We start from the raw sequence: 23,190 nt of genomic DNA, 5'->3' as shown, positions 1-23,190 counted from the left end.
TGATTGTAGTGGCTAGATTGAAATGTCCGCTTTTGGCTATTTACAGATGTCGTGTTTCTGACTGCTGGCATGCTTGCGGCGGCACGCCTCGTCAGAAATCGCCCTTGCCAGACTGCCTCGCAGCGACCACGGCCATCGCACAACATGGCCGATTTTCGGTAGATCCTCGCGCGGCGTTAGAATAGCGCCCCTTCTCATAGGAGACGAAAATGTCCTGGTTCGTATACGAAGTGCCCGAATACCACGAAGACGCTGCGCGCATCGAGCCCTTCAGTGACCTGCGTAGCCGGGTGCTGAAAGTTGGCGACCCGGCCATGGCCGAAGAACTGGAAAGCGTTCGCGAGAACGCCGCGGCGACAGCGGACACGCCCGAGCGGCCCCTGCGCACGCCGGAAAATCCGCATGTCTTTCCGATTCCTTACGCCGAATCCATGATCCTGGTCGGGTTCATCTTCGATCTGAAACGCGAATTCCGGCAACTGGTCGTGTCACCCGTGGAAATGCCCTGGCTCAAAGACGCGTAAAAGGTGGTCGAAACGGAAGTCGACGGGAGCTTGCCGCCTGTTTTGGGGCCGGGTCCGAGTATTCAGCGTACGCTTTCGGATACACATCCTCGAGTTGGAACCGTCAGTCGGACTGAGTCGAACTGCGTGGCTATTGAAACCGGGGAACTGTCGTGAAAACACCGTCACAGTTTCGATGGCAGTCTTGGTTGGTCCGCCGCCAATCACCCCGTATCGCATAGCCGCTTGTCCTTGCTTTCCGACTTGGCTTTCCAGCACTGCGATAGCTTCACGCACGCTATCGGCCATTTTTGAATGTCAGCGACGGTTACCCTCGCGCGTCGCATTGCGGGGTGGTTTTGATTTCCGTGCGCTTTTCCGGTTAGGTGCCTTTAGGCCTGGCAAGGACTTGCCTTGCGGCCCTAAATATTAATTCCGATAAAACAATGGCTTAGTGTCTACCCTCCGCTAACGAAGCAGAGGGTGTCTCCGGACGAGGTGAATCGAAGATGAGAGATCCCTTCACCGGCGGCGCCATTTCACCCCGTCGTTAGGCGCTCCGACTGGTTGACGGAATGGGGTCGTCGGCCGCGATGCTCGGCAAGATCCGCTTTGCGTACAGTGACACGGGAAAATTGAAGGTGCCGCGCAAGTTGATGCCCTCGATATGAGTTGGGGCGATTCGCCGGAGTTGCTCGGTCGCGATCGCCTGCCCCCGGCTAGCTTCGATGTTCTCCAGGGCTCGTTGCATGTGGGTGGTGTTCCAAGCCATCAAGATGTTCGAGAGCAAGGTCAACGCCGATGACACTGCCGCGAGCGATTCTTGGCGCCGAGCTAGCTCCACCGGAATGCGACCGATGTGAATTGCGCGTTGCACGGTATGCACCGCTTCTCCCCGATTCAGGGCATGTTGCAACTCCGACCGGAAAGAGGCATTTGTGAAGTAGTCGATCAAAAAAATACTTCGGAATAAGCGGCCGATGTGAACGCCGCCATCGTACACAGCCTGCCCTCGAGCAGCTGATCCGAATCTGGCAATCGCTTCGACAGCCGTGCATTGGCCAGAGCGAATCGATGCGGCGATCCTCACGAACTCGTCCCAAACGTCAACGATGAGACCGAGTCGGACGTCCCGATCCGTGACCCCTGCGAGCCGCGCCGGCACCACCTGACTGCGAGGCACGTGCAGACGTCGGTCACGAAGGTGTGACAGGCGAGGGCATAAATCAAAGCCAAGTGCCCGGGACACGCCCATCGCGAAATCGGTGTAACCGTGCGTATCGACGGCGAGTTGAGCGATGTCCTTGGTTGCGCTTTGCCGGACGACGCCCTCGATTGCGGCACCTGCCTGTCGCTCATTCAGGATGATGGGCTGGTCGTAGAAAATGCCCCAGCGATCCAGCACATGCGTGTACATCCCAATGGATGGAGTCCGGCGACGAGGGTCCGCCCGCGCTCGCCAAATCGTCCGGGTTGTCTCCAGCGACATCATGTCAGACGATGCTAGGTCGGCTCGGCCCCAGTGGACGGCGATTGGGTGCTCGTGCATGAATTCAAGGACGGCGTCGGCCGCTGTACGCAGCATTCGTTCGTCCGCGAGACGCTTCATCATTTGGCGAATCGCTTCAGTTGACACTTCCGGGACCATCCTAGAAATATCAGCAGCCGTCAGCGATGTACCGTGAGCCAGTATCGCCGAATACACCATCAGTAACTCGGTGCGCGACCGCGGCTCGCGTCCAAGCAGGGTCCAACTGAAGCGTGTCGCACTATCGATCTCGAGGATGATCTCGGGAAATTGGCCTGGCGGATGAGCTTCGAAGATCTGACGGCGAAGTTGATCGGCTTCTGCGTCTGGATCCTGCGCAGCAATCGGGTCGAGGTGGACAGCAGTATCAACCCGGATCGAACCATTGACCACGGCATCATCGAGTAATGCGAGGCGCTGTTCGAGCTGTTCAAGGATTGGTCCGAGAAATTCGTTCGGGTCTTGTGGCAGGCCGAGGTGTCCATAGTGATTGTTCCGCTTTGCCTTCCACTGCTCGGCCGAGATCAGCATATGCGACTGACTTCTGAACGAGAAGCTGTGGTTGATGAAAACCGAGCCGTTGCGCAGGGCGACACGGAGCGCAAAGAGGGTGGCCCACTCGAAAGCAACCATGGCCCGCAGCCGGTCGTAACCATCGATCGCCTCGCGCCACGCGCGCCCAAGCCTGATATTGATCCCGTCGGGCAGGAGATAAGCGCGACGTCGATATAGCACACGTAGTAACGAGAGAGCATCGACTACAGGATGAGCACCCTCGGCCTCGAACGGCAGCTGCACGATCCGATTCAAAAGGTTACGGGCGTAGTACCGCTTTCGGACCAGGCACTGCCGTATCTGGCTCCGACGGCTGATAGGATGCGGTTGCAAGACATCATCTGCAAGCAGACAAAGCTTCTCACCGAGCTGTTCGCGTGAGAGGGTTTCATCATTGGCGAGTGCTTTGACGGCAAGCGCGAACTCGCGGAGTTGATCCGCGGCCTTCATCCGCATCGCATCCACTTCGCGTGACGTGTCGTTGACAACCTTCAGTACCCATCGCCGGAGCATCTCGAGTACCTGATCAGTCGCAATACAGAGGGAATACCGCATGAAACAGGCGGCTTCGATTCGTCGGCTTTGGGGTTCGATTCGCTTGCTGATCGATGGCGGGCGACTTGCACAACGGCGGGCGTAGTGGCGCACCATGGCATCGTTGCATTCAACCGGCCAACGCGTTGTCACCTCGTGCATCGTGAGCAAATTGACTTTGTCGAGGATCTCGCTCATCTGATGGGTCGAGTTACGCAACGGGACGGCCCACAGCCATCGCTGGAGACTTGAATGTTCGCCATGGGGCTGTGCCAGAATTCTCGCCCAACTTTCGAGTTTTTCCATACCGACAACATGCTCGAGCGCGCCGTGCAGTTGCCCCTCAATGTCGCGTACGGCCTGAACGACAAACTGCCTGAGCATGCGCTCCGGTGGTATCACTATGCGATGGTCGTAGAACCAACGTTTGAGATCGTTCGTCAACTGTCCGCGTTCCGGGCGGCCGGTAAGTTGTTCTTTGAGCCAACGGATGACATACCGACGTTGATGTTCCGCGATGGAGCGAAAATTGATGGCGTCCCGAGCAAAGCGCTGGTGGTCGGATAAGGTCTTGAGGTTGCCATCGTAAAGTGAACGTAACGTGCCGAGGTCTGGCGGCTTTACATTCAGCTGCCGGCCAAGATGTCGCCAGAGAACAGTGGGGATCTGTTTGTACGAGCCGAGCGGCCGGCCGGTCATGCGCAGAAAGCCGATGTGCAACGCGACTGCGAGCCGAAAGAGATCGGTGCGTCGTGAATCAATGGCAACACGCTCGCGCTTGGAGAACGTGAAGAATGTGGCGAGCTCGAACTCGCTCAGCTCGCGCGGCACCTGCCGGATCCCGAGATAAGCCAATCGCCAGTGGTCCATCAGCGACTCCGCATCGATGACGAGAGCGGCCCAGCGTAGCGAGGCAAAAAATGAGGTGCTACGGGGAAAGTCGGGATGGCAGCTGTAGCGGTCGATCGCCTAAGAATGGTGTCGGAACGATGGCGAGCCGCGGCAATAAAACTGCACGAGGTGTCGTCGTTGCGACCGAGCCGAATGCTTGGCGAGTAGCTTGCTCGAACCAGTATTTTCTTGCGACCCTAAAAAATCGCTAGTTTAGCTTATGTCAAATTGATTCGTTATCCTACATAAATGCGATATATGGACTTAAGGATGACTTAAGCGTCGCGTGCCATTCTTATGTATCGGAGCCAGCACTGATCATGCTTTGATCGTCCACGCCGAGTGACGGCAAACACGGCTTTGACTGCAGTACGGTCCCTGGTCTTCGGGGTGCCCGCTTGCCGTTCTCGTTTGACCCGGTTCAACACCGGGTCTTTTTTCGACTACTTAAATCGAATTTTGTCGTACCTCGAATCGGTTTGCTAGAAGATAACAATCGAATGGACAAGTAAGCGTCCGACCAGGCGACGACGCCGCTCAACTCAACGACGGCATGCGTATCACGTCAATGATGCAGGTACAACGAGCGCGCGCTAGCGTGGCTATGTACAGCCGGGCCAGAACCCGAACCCTCTGGCTGTGCCGACCCATAGCCCGACGCATCGGCTCGCCTCGTCGCTTCCGAAGACCGAACGCGTGCCTCGGCCTGTTGAATCGATCGCGGATAATCAATGTCCTTTCGGGCCGGGTTATAACCGGCTTGCTCGAGCTGTGCAATCTGGGCGCGAACTTCTGCTCGGGTCAGACCGCTGCCCGATTGAGCTGCCGATGCGATCGTGGGGACGATGACTGCCGCTAGCATGATGGTACGGATAGCGATTTTCATGATCTTGACCTCCAGTGAACAGGGGCGGCAGCCGAGAACGCCTCGTCTGCCATGCAGACAGGATGCGCAGTTCAACCTGAAGGCAATGTTAACTTTGCATTCTCGAACGCATCTCGCTCGGGAGAACGGAGCGGAGCCTCAATCGCTGGCTCCGATCAAGCCGACAACGGAAACGTCACGCGCACACCGAAGCCGTTGCCATCCAACCCGTCGACGTACGTCAGACTTCCACCCAGTTTGGCCACGATGCGCGCAACGATGGACAGCCCGAGGCCGCTCCCGCTTTCGTCGTGATCCGCTCCGCGAAAGAAGCGATCCTGCAGTCGGGACAGATCCTCGCTCGAAACGCCGGGACCGTCGTCCCGAACCTGGATGCCGATCACGCCGGCATCCTGCCACGACGAGATCTCGACGCGTCCCTGCTCATGACCGTACTTGATCGCGTTGTCGATGAGATTGTCGAGCAGGGCGCGTACCAGCGTCGACGGAGCATGTGCGATAACCGGACCGTCAACGCGTGAAATCAGCGACATCTGCTTGCGATCCGCACGCGCCTGATAGTCGATCATGCAGGTCTGGACCACGCGCGCGAGATCAACGTCCTCGCCCGACATCTGCACCGTCTCGTCGAGTCGCGCCAGCGCAAGCAGTTGATCGGCCAGATGCGTGCTCCGATCAACACCCTCGACGACCCGTTGCATCGCGCGCCGCTGACGGTCCGGATCGCGCGCCGTAAGCGCGACCTGCGCCTGTACCTTGAGCGCGGCGAGCGGAGTCTTGAGTTCATGTGCCGCGTCGCTAGTGAAGGCGCGCTCGCGATCGAGCGAGGCGCGCAGACGCTGCAGTAACGTATTGAGCGCCGCGACGAGCGGCCGTACTTCGTCGGGAATACCTTTCGTGCCGATTGCATCGAGGCTGTCGGGTGAACGTGCCTCGATCGCCCCGGACAGCGTCCGTAGCGGCGTGAGGCTGCGCCCGATGGCCAACCAGATAAGCACGGCCAGTACGGGCAAGGCGAAGGCCAGCGGCCGGGCGACGCGGCGCGCCACCTCCGCGGACAGGTCCGACCGGTGCGTGCGTTGCTCGAAGATGCGCACGATTCGGCCGCGCGTGCCATCAGTCAGCACATACGCGTGCCATTTCGGGTTGCCGAACCGGGTCGGGCTCGATGCCGCATCAGGAAACACAGGTAGATCGAGCGAGTCCAGCCCAGGACTGGCAGCCAGGATTCGCCCACCGGTGTCGCTGACCTGATACAGCATGCGCGGTGACGCATCGTTGTCGCCATCGCTGTCCTCCCCCGAACCAAGGACAATTTCCGCGAAGACCGGGATGTCAGATGCATCAAGCGCGGCAAGCGCCCTTGCCATCTGTTCGATACGCGTTTCGTCCCACTCCTCGGCCTCGTGAATCGCCTGGCGATAGCTCGAAACCAGCGAGTAGGACCAAACTGCCACGACACCAGACAACACCAGCAAGGTCAGTCGTTGCCGAATCGATCGCATCACGACGCTTTCTCCACCACATAACCGACACCGCGAATCGTACGTATCAGATGCGCACCCAGTTTTTTGCGCAGATTCGAAACGTGCACCTCAATCGCATTGCTTTCGATTTCCTCGTTCCAACCGTACAGGCTGTCCTGGAGGCGCGCGCGTGACAACGGGCGGCCCTGATTCGCCAGTAACTCGACCAACAGTGCGCACTCACGCGCAGTCAAAACGATGCGCTCGGTTCCGCGCGTTACAGTCAGTAACGCAGGATCAATCGACATGTCTCCGTGCTCGATCGTATCGGTACTACGGCCCTGCGAACGTCGAACCAACGCGCGACAGCGCGCGATCAGTTCGGTCAGGTCGAATGGCTTGCCGAGATAGTCGTCGGCGCCCGCGCTCAACCCGCTCACACGGTCAGCTACCGTATCGCGCGCCGTCATCACGAGCACGGGTGTGTGATCACCGCGCTTGCGAATCCAGCCAAGCAATTCGGTTCCCGACATCCGCGGCAACCCCAAGTCGAGCACGACGAGATCGTACGGTGTGGTTTCGAGCGCCAACTGAGCATGACGACCGTCATTCGTCCAGTCGACAGTCATGCCGGCTTCGATCAGGCCATCCTCCACCCCGCTCCCGATCAGCTTGTCATCCTCCACGAGTAGCACTCGCATGGTGTCGCTTTTCCCGTTCGTCCTGACGTGCCGTCCACTTCGGCACGATAACCGCTCGCACGGTCGGGTATCAAGCGAGCCTTAGAAAAATTCTGCCCTTAAGAATTCGTTAACGTCAGCGCCATAAGGTCGCGGTCATTGATCCCCACAATCGATCCTCGACCATGCATACCCTTCCGTTTCGCCTACGTCTATGCGCCGTGCTTGGCGTTCTGCTCTCCGCGGTCGCCGTGCCAGCCTTCGCAGGCGAAATCAAGATCCTGATGAGAGACATGAAGCATGCCATGCAAGGTGCAATGGCCAGCCACACGATTCCGGAACTGAGCGGCTACATTGCCCGACTCGAAAGCGACGTGCAGCAAGTCAGCCGCCAGCCATATCGCGACGACCAAGCCACCTACGACGAAGGCATGCACGCATTACGGGATGAGTTGACCGAAGTCGACCGTGCGATCCGGGCCAATGATCTGCCTGCGGCCAAGCAAGCGTTGCGACGGATCAACGGCACGAAAAAGCATTATCACGATCTGCTTGGATGATCAGGCTGGGCGAGAGACATCACCATGAAAATCGTTACCCGCTACCCGCTTTCGATGAGCCTGCTGCACTGGCTGTTGGCCGCCGCACTGGTCGGAAACCTGATCATCGGCTTGCTGCTGGACGACAACGAAGACCTTGTCGGACTGCACAAGTCGATCGGCATTGTCATCCTTTGCCTTGTGTTGGCGCGCATCGCGAATCGATTGCGCGTCCAGCACCGGCTGCCGACGTCAGCCAATCCGGCGGGCTCGGCCGCACGCCTCGCCGAGCACGCCGTCCACGGCCTGCTTTACGTGTTGATGTTCACCATCCCTCTGATCGGGTGGATGAAGACAAACGCGGCTGGGCATACGGCCAGTTGCTTCGGCTTGCTTTCGTTGCCGACACTGGTACCCAAGAGCCGAGCTCTATCGCATTGGCTAGGTGAACTGCATGCACTGACGGCATACGGGCTTGCCGTCGTGGTCGGCTTCCACGTGCTCGGCGCAATGGCGCATCGAGTGATCCGAGCTGAAAACATTCTGCCGCGCATCCTTCCCTGGCCGACGCGTGCCGACCAGCACGAGGCTCGAACTGAGGATATCGTTCGCAGACGGGAATACGATCCTCGTTGACCGAGTTGCCCGGTCTCGTGGTGACGAGAATAAGCGCAACGACCATCGCCAACGGCGAGCCGGCGGTGATCAATTCTTTTTGTACCTAAAGCGACGATGGGTCGCCAATTCAACGCCAGCCATATACGTACCTGCGACGCCCCTCTTCCTACGCACCTGAATGCGATGTGCCAGTGTGGTCCTCCACACCTTTCACGCCCGGGATGCCCTCTGCCGCGACGCGCATCGCTTGTACCTCGTTCGGTGCCCACGCGTAGTAGCCCCAAAGATGAACGATTCCGTTCTTGACGATAATGTTGCGACCGGGAAAGCTCCATTTGTGGCCCGCGATCTCGGCCAACAGCATGCCTCGAATCTCGCGATCGCTCAAAATCTGCTGCTGGTTCGGTGTCGACGGCGAAATCGCAAGCGCCTGAACCAGATTCGCCCGGCTCACGATTCCAACGACCTCGTTTCCGCGCACGACCGGAACCCGCCTGATGTGCGCCTTCTCGAGGATGTGAGCCAGCTCGTCGATCGGCGTCATTTCCTGGACGGTAACGACGTGCTTCGTCATGACATCTTTCACGAGATGCGCGTGCGTTTTCACATAGTCGGCCGCATCGTCGCGACGAGCAGTCAGCAGTTCGAGCCACCAGGCGCGATGCGGCCTGTCTGTATCGATCTCCACGCGGCGCACCAGATCCGACTCGCTGATCATTCCGACCAGACGTCCATTCGCGTCGATCACAGGCGCACCGCTTATTCCGTTCTCGACGAGCAGCGCTGCCGTTTGTTGAACGGTCATGTCCGGTTTCACAGAAATGATTGTGGGTGTCATGACGTCAATGGCGTGCATTGTCGGCTCCTCGTAGCTGTTTCAGTCTCGCGCCCGACAGCCGGCGCTTGCCAACGTTTCCGATATCGAGGTTAGGCGACGATTGCACCGGCTCGTTGATGTGCATCAATCTGGTCGTCACAGTGCCGATTGCCGAGTATCACCGCAAATTTGCCGTGAACGTCCATACCCTCACCTCTCTGCCGCCCGGCCCGCAAGCTCCTTGATCACGATCAATCGTCGGCAGGATGCGTCGCAGTAAATATTGGCCGTGGCCTTTGCCCGTGGCACGGCTCCGTACTGCACGGACCCGTGCCCGGGCGCCCCCAATCGCGACGAATACCGATGAACAATGCATCGATCGCCAGTGTTTCCAGCCCGCGGCTTCCCGGACACGTCGTCGCCGTTCGCGGCGCGGTCGTCGATCTCGCGTTCCCCGCCGGCATGCTGCCGCCGGTGGACACCGCAATCTCGATCGAAGTCGATGGCAGCAGTTCGATCGTTGCGGAAGTTCAAGCTCACCTCGATGAGCGGACCGTCCGCGCACTGGCGATGCAGTCGACCAGCGGAATGCCGAGAGGCGCGTCGGCGCAAGCGTCCTGTCAGCCGATCGCGGTTCCGGTTGGCAACGCCGTACTCGGGCGCCTGATCGACGTGATGGGTACGCCGGGAGACCAGGGCGAGCCGCTTCCGATCGACGTTCAGCGCCGTCCCATTCATCAATCGCCACCGGCGTTGTCCTCCCAGGACAGCGCAACCGGCATCTTCGCGACGGGCATCAAGGTCGTCGATCTCCTCGCTCCGCTCGCCCGGGGCGGTAAGGCAGCGATGTTCGGCGGCGCCGGCGTGGGCAAGACCGTCCTCGTCATGGAGCTGATTCATGCGATGGTCGAGCGCTACCAGGGAATATCGGTGTTCGCCGGCGTCGGGGAGCGCTCGCGAGAAGGCCATGAACTGCTGGTGGACATGCAGCATTCCGGTGTGCTGCCCAAGACCGTGCTCGTATACGGCCAGATGAACGAGCCGCCAGGCGCGCGCTGGCGGGTTCCGCTGACCGCCCTGACCGTCGCAGAATATTTTCGCGACGAACAGCACCAGAACGTGCTGCTCCTGATGGACAACGTGTTCCGCTTCGTCCAGGCCGGCGCCGAAGTGTCGGGTTTGCTCGGGCGGCTCCCGTCACGCGTCGGCTATCAGCCGACGCTGGCGAGCGAAGTGGCGGCGTTGCAGGAGCGCATCGTGTCCGTCGGCGGCGTCTCGATCACGGCGATCGAGGCGGTCTACGTTCCGGCGGACGATTTCACGGACCCTGCCGTCACGACCATCGCCGCGCACGTCGACAGCATGGTCGTCCTGTCGCGCACGATGGCCGCCGAAGGCATGTATCCGGCGATCGATCCGATCACGTCGTCGTCGATCCTGCTCGATCCGCTGGTGGTCGGCGCCGACCACGTTCAGGTCGCAACCGACGTGCGGCGCACGATCGAGCACTACCGAGAGTTGCAGGATGTCATTTCGCTGCTAGGTATCGAGGAATTGGGCGCGGACGACCGCCGGATCGTCGGCCGGGCCCGCCGTCTGCAGCGGTTTCTGACCCAGCCGTTCGCCGTCACCGAAGCGTTCACGGGTGTGCCGGGCCGCTCCGTCGCGGTCGACGACACCATTGCCGGATGCCGGGCCATTCTCGACGGCGAATGCGACGCGTGGCGGGAACAATCGCTGTACATGATCGGGACGCTTGACGAAGCCCGCGAACGGGAGCGGGAAACATCATGAGCACCGCGCTCCACCTGACCATCGCGACGCCCGCCGGAATGCTGGTCGATACACCGGATGTCGTTGCCTTCCGTGCGGAGGATGCGACCGGCAGTTTCGGTGTTCTGCCCGGGCATACCGATTTTCTGACCGTGCTGTCACCCTGTGTCATCCGTTGGCGGACTGCGGACGGCACGCGCCGGTTTTGCGCGGTAAGCAGCGGCGTGTTGCGGGTCGTCAACGGCACGGACATCAGTATCGCGTGCCGTGACGGCGAACTCGGCGATGCGCTCGATACACTGCAAGCCCGCGTGCGGGAAACCCGCGAATCGCGTCTCGATGCGGCGCGCAGAGTGCGCGTCGAGCAAACACGCCTCAATGCCCAAGCCATTCGGCAGATACTGAAGTATCTGCGTCCCGGTGCGCCGGACATGGCAGCCCGCTCTGACGGTACCAACGAGGGCGCCGGACATGAGCGGTGAACCCCGAAAGGACGCGCCTGCCCGATCCGGCCCGGAGGCGAAAACCCGCGAGCCCGGCGCACCGGTACTCGAGCAGACCGCTCAACGCGCCGTCCAGCGCGACAGGCAGGCGCGTGACGTGCCGGAGCCGACACTGGGCTCCCGACTCGGACAGATCGGCATGCTTGGCTGGATGATCGTGATTCCGGCCTTGCTGGCGTTATGGCTGGGGCATTGGCTCGACCGGCATTTTCATACCGGCGTGTTCTTCTCCGCGCCGCTGCTGATGCTGGGCGCGGCGTTCGGTCTGTGGTCCGCATGGCGCTGGATGCATCGCCAGGGTCCAGGGAGCTGAAACATGATACCGATCCAGACGTTGTCCCTTCCCCTCCAGACTGCCGCCGGCGGAATAACCGGCGGGATCGTCGGCCTTGCCTATTTCGCGTCGCTACTCGCCAACGTGCGCTGGTATGCACGGGATGCGATCGGTATCGCCGTCATCGTGCATCTCGTTCGCTTCGGCACGCTCGCCCTGGTGCTGTTTGGCCTCGCGCAAATCGGATACGGTGCGTTGCTGAGCGGCCTCGTCGGCATCATGCTCGCTCGCCGCGTGATGATCCGGTTGCCGGGAGGTTCGTCATGATGCATTCACCGCTCATGACCGAACCGCTGTTTCGCATCGGGGAGGTGCCCGTCTCGACGCCGGTGGCAACCACCTGGGTGCTGATGGCGCTCATTGGCGTCGCCGCGGTCGCGATGCGCCGGCGACTGTCGCTGACGCCGGGCAAACTCCAGACGGCGGCCGAGTTGTTCGTCTCGACACTCGACAGCCAGTTGCAGGACACGATGCAAGTTGAACCCGCGCGTTGCAGGGCGTTGCTCGGAACGTTGTTCCTGTTCATCCTGACGTGCAACTGGTCCGGCGTGATCCCGGGTGTCGAGCCGCCTACCGCCCATCTGGAAACCGACGCCGCCCTTGCCGGCGTCGTCTTCGTGTCGACGGTACTTTACGGCATCCGCGAGCGCGGGCTCGCCCGGTATCTCGCGTCGTTCGCACAACCGACCTGGATCATGATTCCGCTCAATCTGGTCGAGCAGATAACCCGTACCTTTTCACTGATCGTGCGCCTGTTCGGCAACGTCATGAGCGGCGTGTTCGTGATCGGCATCGTACTGTCGCTCGCTGGCCTGCTGGTTCCGATTCCGCTCATGGCGCTCGACCTGCTGACAGGCGCGGTTCAGGCGTACATCTTCACGGTACTCGCAGCAGTCTTCATCGGCGCCGCGCTCGGCAGCGAAGGCGCGCCCGCATCGCATCCACCGCAAGGATCATCATGAACAACTGGATTCAACTGGCAAGCATCGTCGCGGCCGCGATCGCCGTTTCCTTCGGCGCAATCGGCCCGGCACTGGCCGAGGGCCGCGCCGTCGCTGCCGCGATGGATGCATTGGCGCGCCAACCGGAATCGGCCGGTACGATTTCGCGAACGCTGTTTGTCGGCTTGGCCATGATCGAAACCATGGCGATCTACTGTCTCGTGGTCGCCCTGCTCGTTCTGTTCGCCAATCCGTTTACCAAGTAAGCATTGGCCATGCGAATCGACTGGTGGACACTCGGCTTCCAGACGATCAACGTCGTCGTCCTGATTTGGCTGCTGTCGCGCTTTCTGTTCAAGCCGGTTGCCGGGATCATGGCGGATCGTCAGCAAGCCGCTGCGCGCCTGATGCATGATGCCGCGGCCGCCCGCGATGCCGCGCAGCGGGATCGCGACGAGGCGGCCAAAGACATTGCCGCACAGGAGGCCATGCGTGTGGAACGAATGAGTGCGGCCGCAACCGAGCTTGAGCACCTTCAAGCGTCGCTGCTCGCGGACGCACGTGCCGAGGCCGATGCGCTGAGAAAAGCTGCCGAGGCCGAGATCGAAGCGATGAAGAAAGACGCGCTGCGCGCCAACGCGGCACGGGCCAGCCAGTTTGCGATCGACATCGCGGCCCGGTTACTCACGACACTCCCGGCCGGCACGCTGGTGGAAGGCTTCATCGAGCCACTCGCCGAAGCCGTCCGGGAATTGCCTGCGGAGGACCGCGCTGGCCTCGGCCGCGACGGCGAAATGCTGCGCCTGATCGCCCCGCGTAGGTTACGCGACGACGAGCTGGCCCGCTGTCGCGCGATGCTCGCAACGGCGCTGGGTCACGACGTGCCGATGCAGGCCGACGTCGATCCGACCTTGATCGCGGGGCTCGAACTCGTCGCGCCGCACGTCATCGTGCGAAACAGCTTTCGACATAGTCTGGAATCCCTGACAAGCGACCTCATTTCCCATGGCGACGAACGACACCCGTGACGGCACCGACGATGCGTGGCTGACCGACGGCAGAACCGTGCTGGCGGCGCTGAATCTCGCCCCGCAGGCGGAATCGGTCGGGCGCGTCGAGCACATCGCTGACGGCATTGCCCGGGTGAGCGGCCTTGCGCATGTTCGCCTGAACGAGTTGCTGCAGTTCGACGGAGGACAGTTCGGTTTCGCGCTCAAGCTGGACGTCGACACGCTCAGTTGCGTGTTGCTCGACGACGGCCGCGCCATTGCGGCCGGCACGCGCGTATCGGGCACCGGCCGCGTCGTCGAAGTACCGGTTGGCCCGAACCTGCTCGGGCGCGTCGTCGATCCGCTCGGGAGGCCGCTCGATCGCGGCCAGCCGCCGAAATGGTCGTCGACCCTTCCGATCGAACGCGTCGCGCCGTCGATCATCGAACGCGCACCGGTCTCTCAGCCGGTCGAGACAGGCATCCTCCTGATCGATGCGCTGTTCGCGATCGGCCGCGGGCAGCGTGAGCTGATCATCGGCGATCGTGCAACGGGCAAGACGTCCGTCGCGGTCGACACGATCGTCAACCAGAAGCATTCCGACGTGATCTGCGTGTACGTGGCGATCGGCCAGCGGGCCACCGCGGTCGAACGCGTGATCGACGCGGTTCGGCAGCACGGCGCACCCGAGCGCTGCATCTTTGTCGTCGCGTCGGCGGCCGATCCGCCCGGTCTGCAATGGATCGCACCGTTCGCCGCGTTCAGCATCGCGGAATACTTCCGGGATCGGGGTCAGCACGCGCTCGTGGTCATCGACGATCTGACCAAGCACGCCGCAACCCATCGCGAGCTGGCGTTGCTGGCGCGAGATCCTCCCGGGCGGGAAGCCTATCCGGGCGATATCTTCTATCTGCATGCGCGCTTGCTCGAACGTGCCGCCAAGCTTTCCGCGGAGCGCGGTGGCGGTTCGTTGACCGCGCTGCCCATTGCGGAAACCGATGCCGGGAATCTCGCGGCCTACATTCCAACCAATCTGATCTCGATTACCGACGGGCAGATCGTGCTCGACGCCCACCTGTTCGCGGCCAACCAGCGCCCCGCCATCGATGTCGGGCTCAGCATCAGCCGGGTCGGCGGCAAGGCCCAGCTCCCGGCACTGAGAGCTGCGTCGGGACGATTGCGGCTCGATTACGCGCAGTTTCTCGAGCTCGAGATGTTCACGCGCTTCGGCGGGCTCAGCGATACCCGAATCAAGGCGCAAATCGATCGTGGGGAACGCATTCGCGCATTGATTGCGCAGCCGCGATTCGCGCCGCTACGCCCGGTCGGCGAGATCGCATTGCTGCTTGCGCTGGCCGACGGTGTATTCGATGGATGCGCGCCGTCGGCGATCGCTGCGGTGCGAGTCGCCCTTCCCGCCCGCCTCGATTCGACTGGTATTGCGACCAAGCTCGGTGCCATGCTCATTGCCGGCGACCAAGTTTCATCCGATGATCGCGCCGAGCTCGTTCGCATCGTCCGCGATCTCGTGCCGCAATCGGCGGAAATCCGGAGCGACCGATGAGCAATCGGCTCGTCGACGTCCAGAACCGACTGGGTACGGTACGCGAACTGGAATCCGTGGTGAGCGCGATGCGCGGCATCGCCGCGACGCGCACGCGAGAAACACTCGCGCGCCTGCCGGGAATCCGGGCATGCGCCGATCTGATCGGCCTTGCGATCGCCGATGCGATAAGCATTGCCGTACTACGGCCGCTGGAGAACCCGGGGTCGCCGCTTCCGGGCGACACCCATGTCTACATCGTCATCGGCGCGGAACACGGTTTCGTCGGCACCTACAATCAACGTGTGCTTCAGGCAATCCGCCGGCCGCCGGCAGGCGCCGTCGAGTATTTCGTCGTGGGCGATCGCGCACGGCGTGCGGCCGAGGAGTTTGGCCTCCCGGTGACCTGGTCGTCGGAAATGATCGTTCACGCCGATGCCGTGTCCGATCTCGCGGCGAAGATCATCGATGCGCTGTATCGTCGCCTGCGTCACGGCAACGCGTCGCATGTCACGCTCGTGCACGGTGTACCGCAGGCGATCAGCGAAGCGGCCATCCTGACGACATCGCTGTTGCCCTTCGATTTCCGGCGATTCGAACCGGTCAAGCGTCCCTTTCCGCCGGTTGTCACGCTCCCGATACGGCAACTGCAGGAAAGACTCGCCGAGGAATATGTCTACACGCAGGTTTGCGAGGCCATCATCCTGTCGTTCGCCGCGGAGAACGAAGCGCGTATGCGCGCGATGATCGCGGCGAAACGCAATATCGACGACACCGCGCAGCGCCTGAACCGGGACTATCACCGCTTGAGGCAGGAGCAAATCACTGCCGAAATCGTTGAACTATCGACCGTTGACGGGGGCTTCGTCCCATGATTCGCGACGGGATTGCATTTACCGGTTCGAGGCCGCCGTCAACTTCCGGAGAAACCATCCGAACGTCATTCCCTGTGTCAGCACGGAGAACACAACAACGACATAGGTGACGGTCACGACCAGCTCACGCTCCGGACCACGAGGAAGCAATAGCGCGAGCGCAATCGAGATGGCACCGCGGAGGCCGCCCCAGATCAGCAGCGTGGTTGTGCCTTTGGGAAACCGGATACGCAGATTGATTGCCCAGAGCGGTATAGCCACGCTCACCGCTCGGCCGACGAGCACACAGATGATGGCAACGAGACCCGCTATCAGATACGGTCCGGTCTGATGGATCGAAACAACCTCCAGGCCAATCAGAAGAAAGAGCACGCTGTTCATCATCTCATCGACGACCTCCCAGAATATGCTCAGATAATCGCCTGCCTGCCCGGCCGCCGCCGTCATCCCTCCTTTGTTACCAACGAATAGTCCGGCCACCACCACCGCGATAGGGCCCGATGCCCGTGCAACCTCTGCCAGCGCATACGATCCCATGCAGAGCGCGATGGATAGCAAGATCTCGACATGGTGATTGTCAATGCTGCTGACGAGGCGGAAGACGAGCCAACCGGTCACCCATCCCGCCACTGCGCCTCCAACGGCCTGTTGAAGAAACAGAAACGCAATGGTGATCGGCGCCGGGTCATGAGCACCAGTCGCTATGCCCAGCAGCGTCAGAAAAACGATCGCACCCACACCGTCGTTGAAGAGACTTTCCCCGGTAATCCGGGTTTCCAGTTCCTTCGGAGCACCCGCCTTCTTGATGATGCTCATCACGGCAATCGGATCAGTGGGGGATATGAGCGCCCCGAACAGCAATGCATACATGAAGCTTATCCGAACGCCCACCCACGACGACGCGTACCAGAACGCGATGCCCACAACGGCGGTGGAGATCAGTGTGCCGACGGTCGAGAGCACACCGACTGTCCACTTGACCTGACGTAGGTCGCCAAAATCGACATGCAATGCACCGGCGAACAGCAGAAATGGCAGGAAGCCATGAAACAGGAGTTCGCTAAAGTCAATCTCCGGGATCAGTCGCGTATACCGCGCGACGTCGATTTCCCCGATTTCTCCCAGCGTGACGAGCAGGACGGTAACGACGAGCGCGATCGTCATCACCCCGATAGTCGGTGGCAAACGAAAAGCGCGGTGGTTGACGTAGCTACCTAGTGCAGCCAGGACAATCAAGGCAGTCAGCGCTTGGAAGAACGTCATGTTTACCTATCCGAGTTCCTGCTGAAAGTTGGGAGCCCCACTCCATGACCGAATGCCTACCGCAGTGCACACGGCGACGCATTTTCCGAGGTGAATCAAGTTCAGGATTTGATGCATTCGTCAGATCGTACCGCGGCGCGAAGGCGCATACATCACCAATATCGGCGCCGGTCAGCGTTAATGTCACATCGTGACATGACCTGAACCTGGCGCGGAATTGGCTCGGGACATCCCCCGTGCCCGCATGCTCCGGCGCACACACGATGTGCAATACGACGTCCGCCTGGCCGAAGCCGGGCTGGATGCCCGGGCGCGAAAATCATCGTGCCCCAAGACAATCGGCCACACCCATCCCGGCTTCTTAAGCGCAATTTAATTCTCGCGACCTACGGTGAAATCGTCGCGTCACGAAATTGCCCTACCGACGGCTTCGCTCAACCGGTTCGGCTCCGCGCGACAGGAGCGTAGTCATGGCAAGCATCGGATTCAACCGTATCGCGATCGCCAGTGTCGCCATTGCAGCGTTGTCGGCAAGTTGCATGTCGAAGGAATCGCTTGCCCCGGCGCAGGCAACGCGGGCGCCTCAACTCGCGCTCTCCGCAACGTCGGACACGGCGGCCTATCCGGGAATCGTGTCCGACTTCGAGAACATGGCGAGGGTAGACGGCCCCGCTGTCGTAGCGGTCAACGCATCTCCACTCGACACGGCATCGGGTTTGAAGCAACTATGGCCTCCGCCAGGCGTTGGAAACGATCCGTTCCTTCGCTTCTTCAGGGAATTCTCTCCCGCACCTGGCGACGATCGCGGTACCCTCGCGCGACAACACGCCAGCGGCTTCATCATCTCGCCGGACGGGGACATCCTCACGGATGCCGGCGACATTGCCGGTGCCTCTGGAATCACCGTCTCCCTCGCTGACGGGCGAACCTATCCCGCCAAAGTAATCGGTAGCGACCCGGCAAGCGGCGTCGCGCTGCTTCAAATTTCCGCGAAAGGGTTGCCGGTTGCCAGAATCGGTTCGCCCACGGCGCTCAAAGCCGGCGAATGGGTCGCATCGATGGGTTCCCCATACGGGCTCGGGAACTCGATCGTGAGGGGCATCGTAAGCAATACCTCTCGTCTGCTTCCAGACCAATCGTACGCGCCATTGATCCAGACCGATCTCACGGAGAACGCCGGCGATGGCGGTGGTCCGCTCCTGAACCTCAAGGGTGAAGTCGTCGGTATCGAAACGCCGCTTCCGGACGACGGCCGCGCGTACCAGGGTCTCGCCTTCGCGATACCAATCGACGAAGCCATGAAGGTCGAACGCCAGTTGAAGTTGCATGGCAAGGCCACCCATGGGCGCATCGGTGTCGCCGTGCAAGACTTGACGGATCCGCTCGCCCGATCGTTCGGATTGACGCGGCCGAATGGCGCGCTCGTCACGTCGGTCGACTCGGGTGGCCCTGCAGCCAAGGCCGGCATGCGGGCAGGCGACGTCATCGTTGGGATCAACGGCTCGGCAGTTTCAGATTCGACACATTTACCAGCGGCAGTGGCCGATCTGAGCCCTGGCGCCACGGTCGATCTCGGCTACTGGCGAAATGGTGCCGTCCGTCACGCGGCGGTGGTTCTGTCGTCGATGGGCTCGCACGACCTTCCCGTCGACACGAAGAATCGCGCGTCCTCCGGCGCATATGGACTGGGGGTACGCAATCTGACAGGTGACGAAGAGCGGGCTGCAGGTGTCCAGGGTGGCGTACGCGTCGAGCAAAGCAGCGGGCCCGCCGCGCTCGCCGGAATCGAACCGGGCGACATCATTCTGCGGATCAACAGCACCCCCGTGACGAGTACGGCTCAGTTCTTCAGGAAAATCGTGCGTTCCGCTCATGATGTCGCGCTCCTGGTCGACCGGAACGGCACGCGAATGTTCGTCACCATGGAGGTGGGCTGAAAGCGTTTCGACGCGAACACGTCGACATGGAGCGGAGCAGGAGGCAATCATGAAGTCCTCATCCAGAATGGCGCTCGGCGTCGCGACTGCAGCGATTGCCGTGTTCGCCAGAAGCGGGTTGGCCGCCGAGCAGACGTCGCTTCCGTCACTCGAGCATTCAGGCCAGGTTACTTATCTGTCCGGCGGAATCGGGAGCGACCAATCGGCCGCGATCAAACAGCAGATGGCCAAATATTCGCTCGCGCTCGAGTTCGCGGGACACACGAGCAGCGGGAACGAATATTTGGCAGATATCCCGGTGCAGATCGTCGACGCACATGGCAAGACCGTGCTCTCGACGGTGACTGCCGGACCTTTTCTGCTCGTATCTATGCCGGCCGGGCACTATGCCGTGACGGCCACGTATCACGGGAAAGTCATGCGTCGGAGCGTCGCCGTACAGGCGTCATCGCATTCCCATGCGGTGTTCGTCTGGACGATGTGAATCGGCACGAGGCGCCGGGCTGCCCCGTTCGGCCACCGTCTCAGGAACGGCAGCAGCCGTGACAGCACGAGCGCCTTTTGTCTCGAAGGAGTGGACATGGACGAGAAGCCGATCGAGTCTGCGGGACCCGACGTCAATCGCCGTCGTTGGTTGATCGCGACAACCGTCGCGAGCGGCGTCGGCTCGATAGCAGCGGCAATACCCTTTGTCGATTCGCTGACCCCGCCCGCCAGCGCACTCGCGGCAGGCGCCCCTGTCAAGGTCGACATCAGTCAGTTGTCGGAGGGCGGGATGTTGACGGCTGCATGGCGAGGCAAACCGGTGTTCATCGTCAACCGGTCGCCCGCCATGCTCGCAAGCGTCACCAAGGCGACCCCACTGGTCGCGGATCCCGACTCGCTTCACGCGTTCTCGATGCCGCTGCCGAACTATTGCAAAAACCCGTTTCGCTCGCGGCCCGACCATCGGAACATTCTCGTCGTCGTCGGCGTGTGCACGCATCTCGGTTGTACGCCGACCCCCAGGTTTCAATCCGGGCCCCAGCCGAACCTGCCCGACAACTGGCCAGGCGGTTTCCTGTGTCCATGCCACGGGTCAACCTACGATCTGGCAGGGCGTGTATTCCGCGACAAGCCGGCCCCGCAGAACCTCGACGTTCCTCGCTACATGTTCCTGTCACCAACCGAATTGCTGATCGGTCAGGACGAACATGGCGCAGCATAGCGTCGACAAACCCGCGGAGTTGCTCATTCCCGCGCGCAACGATCACGGTTGAAGCGTAGGGGTGGTTCACTTCCCGTCGGGTGCATCTGAAGCGTCTGGCGCTTCTCGTCATGCGAGCGTTCCAGTCATCAATCCACCGCTGCCGCTCATCTTTTATGTCACACCGTGACGCAACTTGGCCGATGGATTCGGCTTCTGCCGCGTGGCATCGAGAGGACACCGTTGAACATCTGGCACATGACAATTGCCGCGGGAATCTGCGTGCTCCTCATCGCGTGTTCCCGTCGCGAGGGTGCATTGGGACAGTCGCCCGTGTTCTCCGCGAAGTCCAACATATCCGCGACGGAAGTCGCGGATTGCGTCGCTCGTCGGTGGAAACAGAGCACGCGGCAGTTGCATCTCGGCGAGCGCGCCGGAACGATTACGTTGCGCGCCGAATCGTTCTTCAGAGGGGTGCCGGTCGGGCTGCGTATCGTGCCGGACGGGCATCATTCACGCATCGAGTATTTCCGTCTGCGCCGTACCGACGGACTCTATTTGTCGATGGTGCGGGGCTGTCTCCATCCCCGTGTGATCCATGGTGCGGCAAGCACGCCGGCCGTACCGCAATCATGAGCGCACGCAACCTGGCCGCGCGGATCCGCCGATATTGGCGAGGGTCACTCGTCAACGCACCGGCCACCACACGCGACCCTCATCGTCATCCCGCACGATAGTGGTGCCTATACATCACTGCTCGCGAATACCCGGATAGTGGCTGCTGCTCAGGATAGACGAACGCAGTCAATGATCTTCGGCGCCCTGGAACAATGCCCCGGAAGGTCATCGGTGGTCGGCGGGAAAATAGCGTGTCGACAACGCTTCGTACAGCGGCGGAGCAAAGAGTCGCGACACGCGGCTGGCGATCAGCGCCGTGGCCATCAACGAGATGACGAGTGCGTGGCCGTTGATCATCTCGATGACGATCACGAACGCAGTGATCGGGCTCTGCGTGACCGCCGCAAGATAGCCGACCATGCCAAGCGCGATCAGCATCTGCAGCTGCATGCCCGAGAACAGGGTATGCAGCGTGTTGCCGATCCCGGCACCGATCGCGAGCGACGGTGCAAACAACCCGCCCGGCGCGCCGGGCAGGTACGAGCCGATCATCGAAACCATCTTGAACACCGGGTACAGCACGCTCACGTTCGTGTGGCTTTCGAGCATGCTCCGGGCTTCCGCGTATCCGCTGCCGAACGTATGGCCGTGCGTCGCCACGCCGACGACCGCGACGACCAGCCCGCACGCCGCGCCGAACAGCACGGGCTGGCCGGCACGAAAATCCTGAAACCGTCGCGGCATCCAGCGTCGCGTGTTGAGCAACAACCAGCAGAAGATTCCGCCCATGACGCCCGCGATCACACCGATGAGGACGACCGCAAGCGCCAGCGACTGAGGCAGGTGCGCGCCTACGTCGATCGTGCCGAAATAAACGTAGTTACCCTGAATGCCGAGCGACACGATACCGGCGAAGATGATCGCCGTGATCAGCACGCCACTCGTCCGTTGTTCGAAACTGCGCGTGAGTTCCTCGATAGCGAATACGACACCGGCGAGCGGTGCATTGAACGCGGCGGAAAGACCTGCTGCGGCACCCGCGAGGGCCAGCCGGTGCTCGAGCACGCCCGGTCGAATCGCACGAAACCGCTGAGGATAAAACTGCCGCAGGTTGAACATGAGTGCGGCACCGACGTGAATCGTCGGGCCTTCGCGACCGATCGTGAACCCGCCGAGAATGGCCAGGAACGAGACGAGTATCTTCCCGATCAGGATCCGGAGCTTGAGCAGCCGCTCGCCCGTGTTGCCTGGCGCATGCAGCATGGCAATCACCTGTGGAATGCCGCTCCCCTCCGCACCATCGAAGAATCTCCGCGTCAGCCAGACCGTCACCGCACCGATCATCGGCGTGACGATCAGCGGCAACCATGCATGTTCGGCGACATAGCCCAGAAACACCGCGTAGCCGAAATCGATCAGCTTCGCGTAAAGCACCGCGACGAGGCCGACCGCCACCGCACCCAGCCAGAACACGCCATAGTGAAGCCACAGACGCCGCGCATGCAGCAACGCGCGTCGATCTGCGAGCGCGGAAATGCGGATCATCGGTCTCCCCCTGCCCACTCGTCAGTCTTGTTCATTTTCAAACGATGTCCTGATCGTTCAGGTTCGCCGCGGCGGCGGCTTCATGCCGAATGCGATCGCCAACCACACTGCTACCATGCCGGCGCACATCAGAAACACCATGTTCGGGCCGCCCTGCTTCAGCAGCCAGCCGCCCACGATGCCGCCGAGCGCGAGCCCGATCGACTGCGTGGTGTTGTAAACCCCCGTGGCCGCGCCCTTGCGCGAACCGGGCGCGAGCTTCGATACGAGCGACGGCTGCGACGCTTCCAGGATGTTGAAGCCGAGGAAGTAGACGAAAAGAACTGCCGCCACAATCAGGATGGTATGCGGCGCGCTGCCCAACAACAATTGGCCGATCAGGATAGCCAGGATGCCGCCGAGCAGCACCGGCTTCATCTTGCCCCGTTTTTCCGCAACGATGATCGCCGGGACCATCATCACGAACGCGAGCCCCATCACCGGCAGGTAGACCTTCCAGTGCGAAGCGACCGGCACGCCGCCGTCGACGAGCAGGCGCGGCACGACGAGGAACAGCGCCGTCTGCGTCGCATGCAGCACCAGCACGCCGAAGTTCAGGCGCAGCAGTTCGACGTTGTGCAGCACCTCGGCGAACGGCGCGGGCACGTGCACGGGCTTCGCCGCGTC

Annotated in this window: 24 protein-coding genes; 16 read left to right on the top strand and 8 right to left on the bottom strand. The window is 61.5% G+C overall.

The features are described from left to right. Window positions 1–209 precede the first annotated feature (209 nt). The gene (locus JYJ84_RS09240) at window positions 210–524 is read left to right on the top strand and encodes a hypothetical protein (RefSeq protein WP_059524277.1); all 315 of its coding nucleotides are present in this window, start codon (window positions 210–212) and stop codon (window positions 522–524) included. A gap of 529 nt (window positions 525–1,053) precedes the next feature. On the opposite strand, the gene JYJ84_RS09235 is transcribed toward JYJ84_RS09240, so the two are convergent. The 4 genes from JYJ84_RS09235 to JYJ84_RS09220 all read right to left on the bottom strand — a co-directional run bounded on the left by JYJ84_RS09235 (window position 1,054) and on the right by JYJ84_RS09220 (window position 7,064). After that, complete coding sequence (locus tag JYJ84_RS09235) at window positions 1,054–3,990, bottom strand: Tn3 family transposase (RefSeq protein ID WP_175984775.1); 2,937 nt, start codon at window positions 3,988–3,990, stop codon at window positions 1,054–1,056. 586 nt (window positions 3,991–4,576) lie between these two features. Next, window positions 4,577–4,897, bottom strand: a complete 321-nt coding sequence (locus JYJ84_RS09230; RefSeq protein WP_175221196.1) for a DUF4148 domain-containing protein — start codon at window positions 4,895–4,897, stop codon at window positions 4,577–4,579. Between the two features lie 155 nt (window positions 4,898–5,052). Then, window positions 5,053–6,402 carry an ATP-binding protein gene (locus JYJ84_RS09225; RefSeq protein WP_175221216.1) on the bottom strand — a complete coding sequence of 450 codons (1,350 nt, stop codon included), beginning with the start codon at window positions 6,400–6,402 and terminating at the stop codon, window positions 5,053–5,055. Continuing rightward, window positions 6,402–7,064, bottom strand: coding sequence for a response regulator (locus JYJ84_RS09220; RefSeq protein WP_175221195.1), 663 nt, complete (start codon window positions 7,062–7,064; stop codon window positions 6,402–6,404). Before JYJ84_RS09220 ends, JYJ84_RS09225 begins: the two co-directional genes overlap by 1 nt. Window positions 7,065–7,228: 164 nt before the next feature. Here JYJ84_RS09220 and JYJ84_RS09215 point away from each other — a divergent pair, with 164 nt between their 5' ends. Further along, the gene (locus tag JYJ84_RS09215; RefSeq protein ID WP_175221194.1) at window positions 7,229–7,603 is read left to right on the top strand and encodes a cytochrome b562; all 375 of its coding nucleotides are present in this window, start codon (window positions 7,229–7,231) and stop codon (window positions 7,601–7,603) included. Window positions 7,604–7,627: 24 nt separating this feature from the next. Then, window positions 7,628–8,218 (top strand): cytochrome b, encoded by a 591-nt coding sequence (locus tag JYJ84_RS09210; RefSeq protein ID WP_175221193.1) that lies wholly within the window; start codon window positions 7,628–7,630, stop codon window positions 8,216–8,218. 148 nt (window positions 8,219–8,366) lie between these two features. Here JYJ84_RS09210 and JYJ84_RS09205 read toward each other — a convergent pair whose 3' ends face one another. Continuing rightward, window positions 8,367–9,056, bottom strand: coding sequence for a CBS domain-containing protein (locus tag JYJ84_RS09205; protein WP_175221192.1), 690 nt, complete (start codon window positions 9,054–9,056; stop codon window positions 8,367–8,369). A 324-nt stretch (window positions 9,057–9,380) separates the two neighbouring features. On the opposite strand from JYJ84_RS09205, the gene atpD reads away from it, so the two are divergent. From atpD to JYJ84_RS09160, 9 genes are read left to right on the top strand one after another with little or no spacing between them, the layout of a single operon-like run. Next, complete coding sequence (gene atpD / locus JYJ84_RS09200) at window positions 9,381–10,811, top strand: F0F1 ATP synthase subunit beta (RefSeq protein WP_175221191.1); 1,431 nt, start codon at window positions 9,381–9,383, stop codon at window positions 10,809–10,811. Beyond that, window positions 10,808–11,272 (top strand): F0F1 ATP synthase subunit epsilon, encoded by a 465-nt coding sequence (locus JYJ84_RS09195; RefSeq protein WP_175221190.1) that lies wholly within the window; start codon window positions 10,808–10,810, stop codon window positions 11,270–11,272. Before atpD ends, JYJ84_RS09195 begins: the two co-directional genes overlap by 4 nt. Then, entirely contained in the window at window positions 11,262–11,606 is a 345-nt protein-coding gene (locus JYJ84_RS09190; protein ID WP_175221189.1) for an AtpZ/AtpI family protein, read from the top strand. The genes JYJ84_RS09195 and JYJ84_RS09190 overlap by 11 nt, the downstream gene beginning before the upstream one ends. A 3-nt stretch (window positions 11,607–11,609) precedes the next feature. Further along, entirely contained in the window at window positions 11,610–11,894 is a 285-nt protein-coding gene (locus JYJ84_RS09185; RefSeq protein ID WP_046549032.1) for an ATP synthase subunit I, read from the top strand. After that, window positions 11,891–12,589: a F0F1 ATP synthase subunit A gene (locus tag JYJ84_RS09180; RefSeq protein WP_175221188.1), complete on the top strand. Its 699-nt coding sequence runs from the start codon at window positions 11,891–11,893 to the stop codon at window positions 12,587–12,589. The genes JYJ84_RS09185 and JYJ84_RS09180 overlap by 4 nt, the downstream gene beginning before the upstream one ends. Beyond that, on the top strand, window positions 12,586–12,834 hold the full coding sequence (locus tag JYJ84_RS09175) for a F0F1 ATP synthase subunit C (RefSeq protein ID WP_124496478.1): 249 nt from the start codon (window positions 12,586–12,588) through the stop codon (window positions 12,832–12,834). Before JYJ84_RS09180 ends, JYJ84_RS09175 begins: the two co-directional genes overlap by 4 nt. 9 nt (window positions 12,835–12,843) lie before the next feature. After that, window positions 12,844–13,596: a F0F1 ATP synthase subunit B gene (locus JYJ84_RS09170; RefSeq protein ID WP_175221187.1), complete on the top strand. Its 753-nt coding sequence runs from the start codon at window positions 12,844–12,846 to the stop codon at window positions 13,594–13,596. Further along, window positions 13,574–15,121 carry a F0F1 ATP synthase subunit alpha gene (locus tag JYJ84_RS09165; protein WP_175221186.1) on the top strand — a complete coding sequence of 516 codons (1,548 nt, stop codon included), beginning with the start codon at window positions 13,574–13,576 and terminating at the stop codon, window positions 15,119–15,121. Before JYJ84_RS09170 ends, JYJ84_RS09165 begins: the two co-directional genes overlap by 23 nt. Then, a complete protein-coding gene (locus JYJ84_RS09160; RefSeq protein WP_175221185.1) occupies window positions 15,118–15,975 on the top strand; it encodes a F0F1 ATP synthase subunit gamma in 858 nt (285 codons plus the stop codon). Before JYJ84_RS09165 ends, JYJ84_RS09160 begins: the two co-directional genes overlap by 4 nt. A gap of 18 nt (window positions 15,976–15,993) precedes the next feature. Here JYJ84_RS09160 and JYJ84_RS09155 read toward each other — a convergent pair whose 3' ends face one another. After that, a complete protein-coding gene (locus JYJ84_RS09155) occupies window positions 15,994–17,238 on the bottom strand; it encodes a sodium:proton antiporter (RefSeq protein WP_175221184.1) in 1,245 nt (414 codons plus the stop codon). Between the two features lie 470 nt (window positions 17,239–17,708). Between JYJ84_RS09155 and JYJ84_RS09150 the strand changes: the two genes are divergently transcribed. The 4 genes from JYJ84_RS09150 (at window position 17,709) to JYJ84_RS09135 (ending at window position 20,997) form a co-directional block, all read left to right on the top strand. Continuing rightward, entirely contained in the window at window positions 17,709–19,175 is a 1,467-nt protein-coding gene (locus JYJ84_RS09150) for a PDZ domain-containing protein (RefSeq protein WP_236027343.1), read from the top strand. Window positions 19,176–19,224: 49 nt separating this feature from the next. Then, window positions 19,225–19,659: a carboxypeptidase regulatory-like domain-containing protein gene (locus JYJ84_RS09145; protein WP_236027344.1), complete on the top strand. Its 435-nt coding sequence runs from the start codon at window positions 19,225–19,227 to the stop codon at window positions 19,657–19,659. A gap of 96 nt (window positions 19,660–19,755) precedes the next feature. After that, on the top strand, window positions 19,756–20,382 hold the full coding sequence (gene petA / locus JYJ84_RS09140; RefSeq protein WP_175221183.1) for a ubiquinol-cytochrome c reductase iron-sulfur subunit: 627 nt from the start codon (window positions 19,756–19,758) through the stop codon (window positions 20,380–20,382). Window positions 20,383–20,604: 222 nt separating this feature from the next. Further along, the gene (locus tag JYJ84_RS09135; RefSeq protein WP_175221182.1) at window positions 20,605–20,997 is read left to right on the top strand and encodes a hypothetical protein; all 393 of its coding nucleotides are present in this window, start codon (window positions 20,605–20,607) and stop codon (window positions 20,995–20,997) included. Window positions 20,998–21,204: 207 nt separating this feature from the next. On the opposite strand, the gene JYJ84_RS09130 is transcribed toward JYJ84_RS09135, so the two are convergent. Beyond that, complete coding sequence (locus JYJ84_RS09130) at window positions 21,205–22,524, bottom strand: chloride channel protein (protein WP_175221181.1); 1,320 nt, start codon at window positions 22,522–22,524, stop codon at window positions 21,205–21,207. Between the two features lie 57 nt (window positions 22,525–22,581). After that, on the bottom strand, window positions 22,582–23,190 hold a 609-nt coding region (locus JYJ84_RS09125), incomplete at its 5' end, for an MFS transporter (RefSeq protein WP_205189168.1).

It is taken from the genome of Burkholderia sp. LMG 13014 (genome assembly GCF_905232215.1).
GTDB lineage: Bacteria > Pseudomonadota > Gammaproteobacteria > Burkholderiales > Burkholderiaceae > Burkholderia.
The sequence above is the reverse complement of the archived record's forward strand: the minus strand, read 5'-3'. Positions and strand labels throughout refer to the sequence as shown.

What these genes read in the sequence shown, in the direction of transcription:
- JYJ84_RS09240 (WP_059524277.1), top strand. Translation starts at nt 210, where the DNA reads ATGTCCTGGTTCGTATACGAAGTGCCCGAATACCACGAAGACGCTGCG.
- JYJ84_RS09235 (WP_175984775.1), bottom strand. Translation starts at nt 3,990, where the DNA reads ATGGACCACTGGCGATTGGCTTATCTCGGGATCCGGCAGGTGCCGCGC.
- JYJ84_RS09230 (WP_175221196.1), bottom strand. Translation starts at nt 4,897, where the DNA reads ATGAAAATCGCTATCCGTACCATCATGCTAGCGGCAGTCATCGTCCCC.
- JYJ84_RS09225 (WP_175221216.1), bottom strand. Translation starts at nt 6,402, where the DNA reads ATGCGATCGATTCGGCAACGACTGACCTTGCTGGTGTTGTCTGGTGTC.
- JYJ84_RS09220 (WP_175221195.1), bottom strand. Translation starts at nt 7,064, where the DNA reads ATGCGAGTGCTACTCGTGGAGGATGACAAGCTGATCGGGAGCGGGGTG.
- JYJ84_RS09215 (WP_175221194.1), top strand. Translation starts at nt 7,229, where the DNA reads ATGCATACCCTTCCGTTTCGCCTACGTCTATGCGCCGTGCTTGGCGTT.
- JYJ84_RS09210 (WP_175221193.1), top strand. Translation starts at nt 7,628, where the DNA reads ATGAAAATCGTTACCCGCTACCCGCTTTCGATGAGCCTGCTGCACTGG.
- JYJ84_RS09205 (WP_175221192.1), bottom strand. Translation starts at nt 9,056, where the DNA reads ATGCACGCCATTGACGTCATGACACCCACAATCATTTCTGTGAAACCG.
- atpD (WP_175221191.1), top strand. Translation starts at nt 9,381, where the DNA reads ATGAACAATGCATCGATCGCCAGTGTTTCCAGCCCGCGGCTTCCCGGA.
- JYJ84_RS09195 (WP_175221190.1), top strand. Translation starts at nt 10,808, where the DNA reads ATGAGCACCGCGCTCCACCTGACCATCGCGACGCCCGCCGGAATGCTG.
- JYJ84_RS09190 (WP_175221189.1), top strand. Translation starts at nt 11,262, where the DNA reads ATGAGCGGTGAACCCCGAAAGGACGCGCCTGCCCGATCCGGCCCGGAG.
- JYJ84_RS09185 (WP_046549032.1), top strand. Translation starts at nt 11,610, where the DNA reads ATGATACCGATCCAGACGTTGTCCCTTCCCCTCCAGACTGCCGCCGGC.
- JYJ84_RS09180 (WP_175221188.1), top strand. Translation starts at nt 11,891, where the DNA reads ATGATGCATTCACCGCTCATGACCGAACCGCTGTTTCGCATCGGGGAG.
- JYJ84_RS09175 (WP_124496478.1), top strand. Translation starts at nt 12,586, where the DNA reads ATGAACAACTGGATTCAACTGGCAAGCATCGTCGCGGCCGCGATCGCC.
- JYJ84_RS09170 (WP_175221187.1), top strand. Translation starts at nt 12,844, where the DNA reads ATGCGAATCGACTGGTGGACACTCGGCTTCCAGACGATCAACGTCGTC.
- JYJ84_RS09165 (WP_175221186.1), top strand. Translation starts at nt 13,574, where the DNA reads ATGGCGACGAACGACACCCGTGACGGCACCGACGATGCGTGGCTGACC.
- JYJ84_RS09160 (WP_175221185.1), top strand. Translation starts at nt 15,118, where the DNA reads ATGAGCAATCGGCTCGTCGACGTCCAGAACCGACTGGGTACGGTACGC.
- JYJ84_RS09155 (WP_175221184.1), bottom strand. Translation starts at nt 17,238, where the DNA reads ATGACGTTCTTCCAAGCGCTGACTGCCTTGATTGTCCTGGCTGCACTA.
- JYJ84_RS09150 (WP_236027343.1), top strand. Translation starts at nt 17,709, where the DNA reads ATGGCAAGCATCGGATTCAACCGTATCGCGATCGCCAGTGTCGCCATT.
- JYJ84_RS09145 (WP_236027344.1), top strand. Translation starts at nt 19,225, where the DNA reads ATGAAGTCCTCATCCAGAATGGCGCTCGGCGTCGCGACTGCAGCGATT.
- petA (WP_175221183.1), top strand. Translation starts at nt 19,756, where the DNA reads ATGGACGAGAAGCCGATCGAGTCTGCGGGACCCGACGTCAATCGCCGT.
- JYJ84_RS09130 (WP_175221181.1), bottom strand. Translation starts at nt 22,524, where the DNA reads ATGATCCGCATTTCCGCGCTCGCAGATCGACGCGCGTTGCTGCATGCG.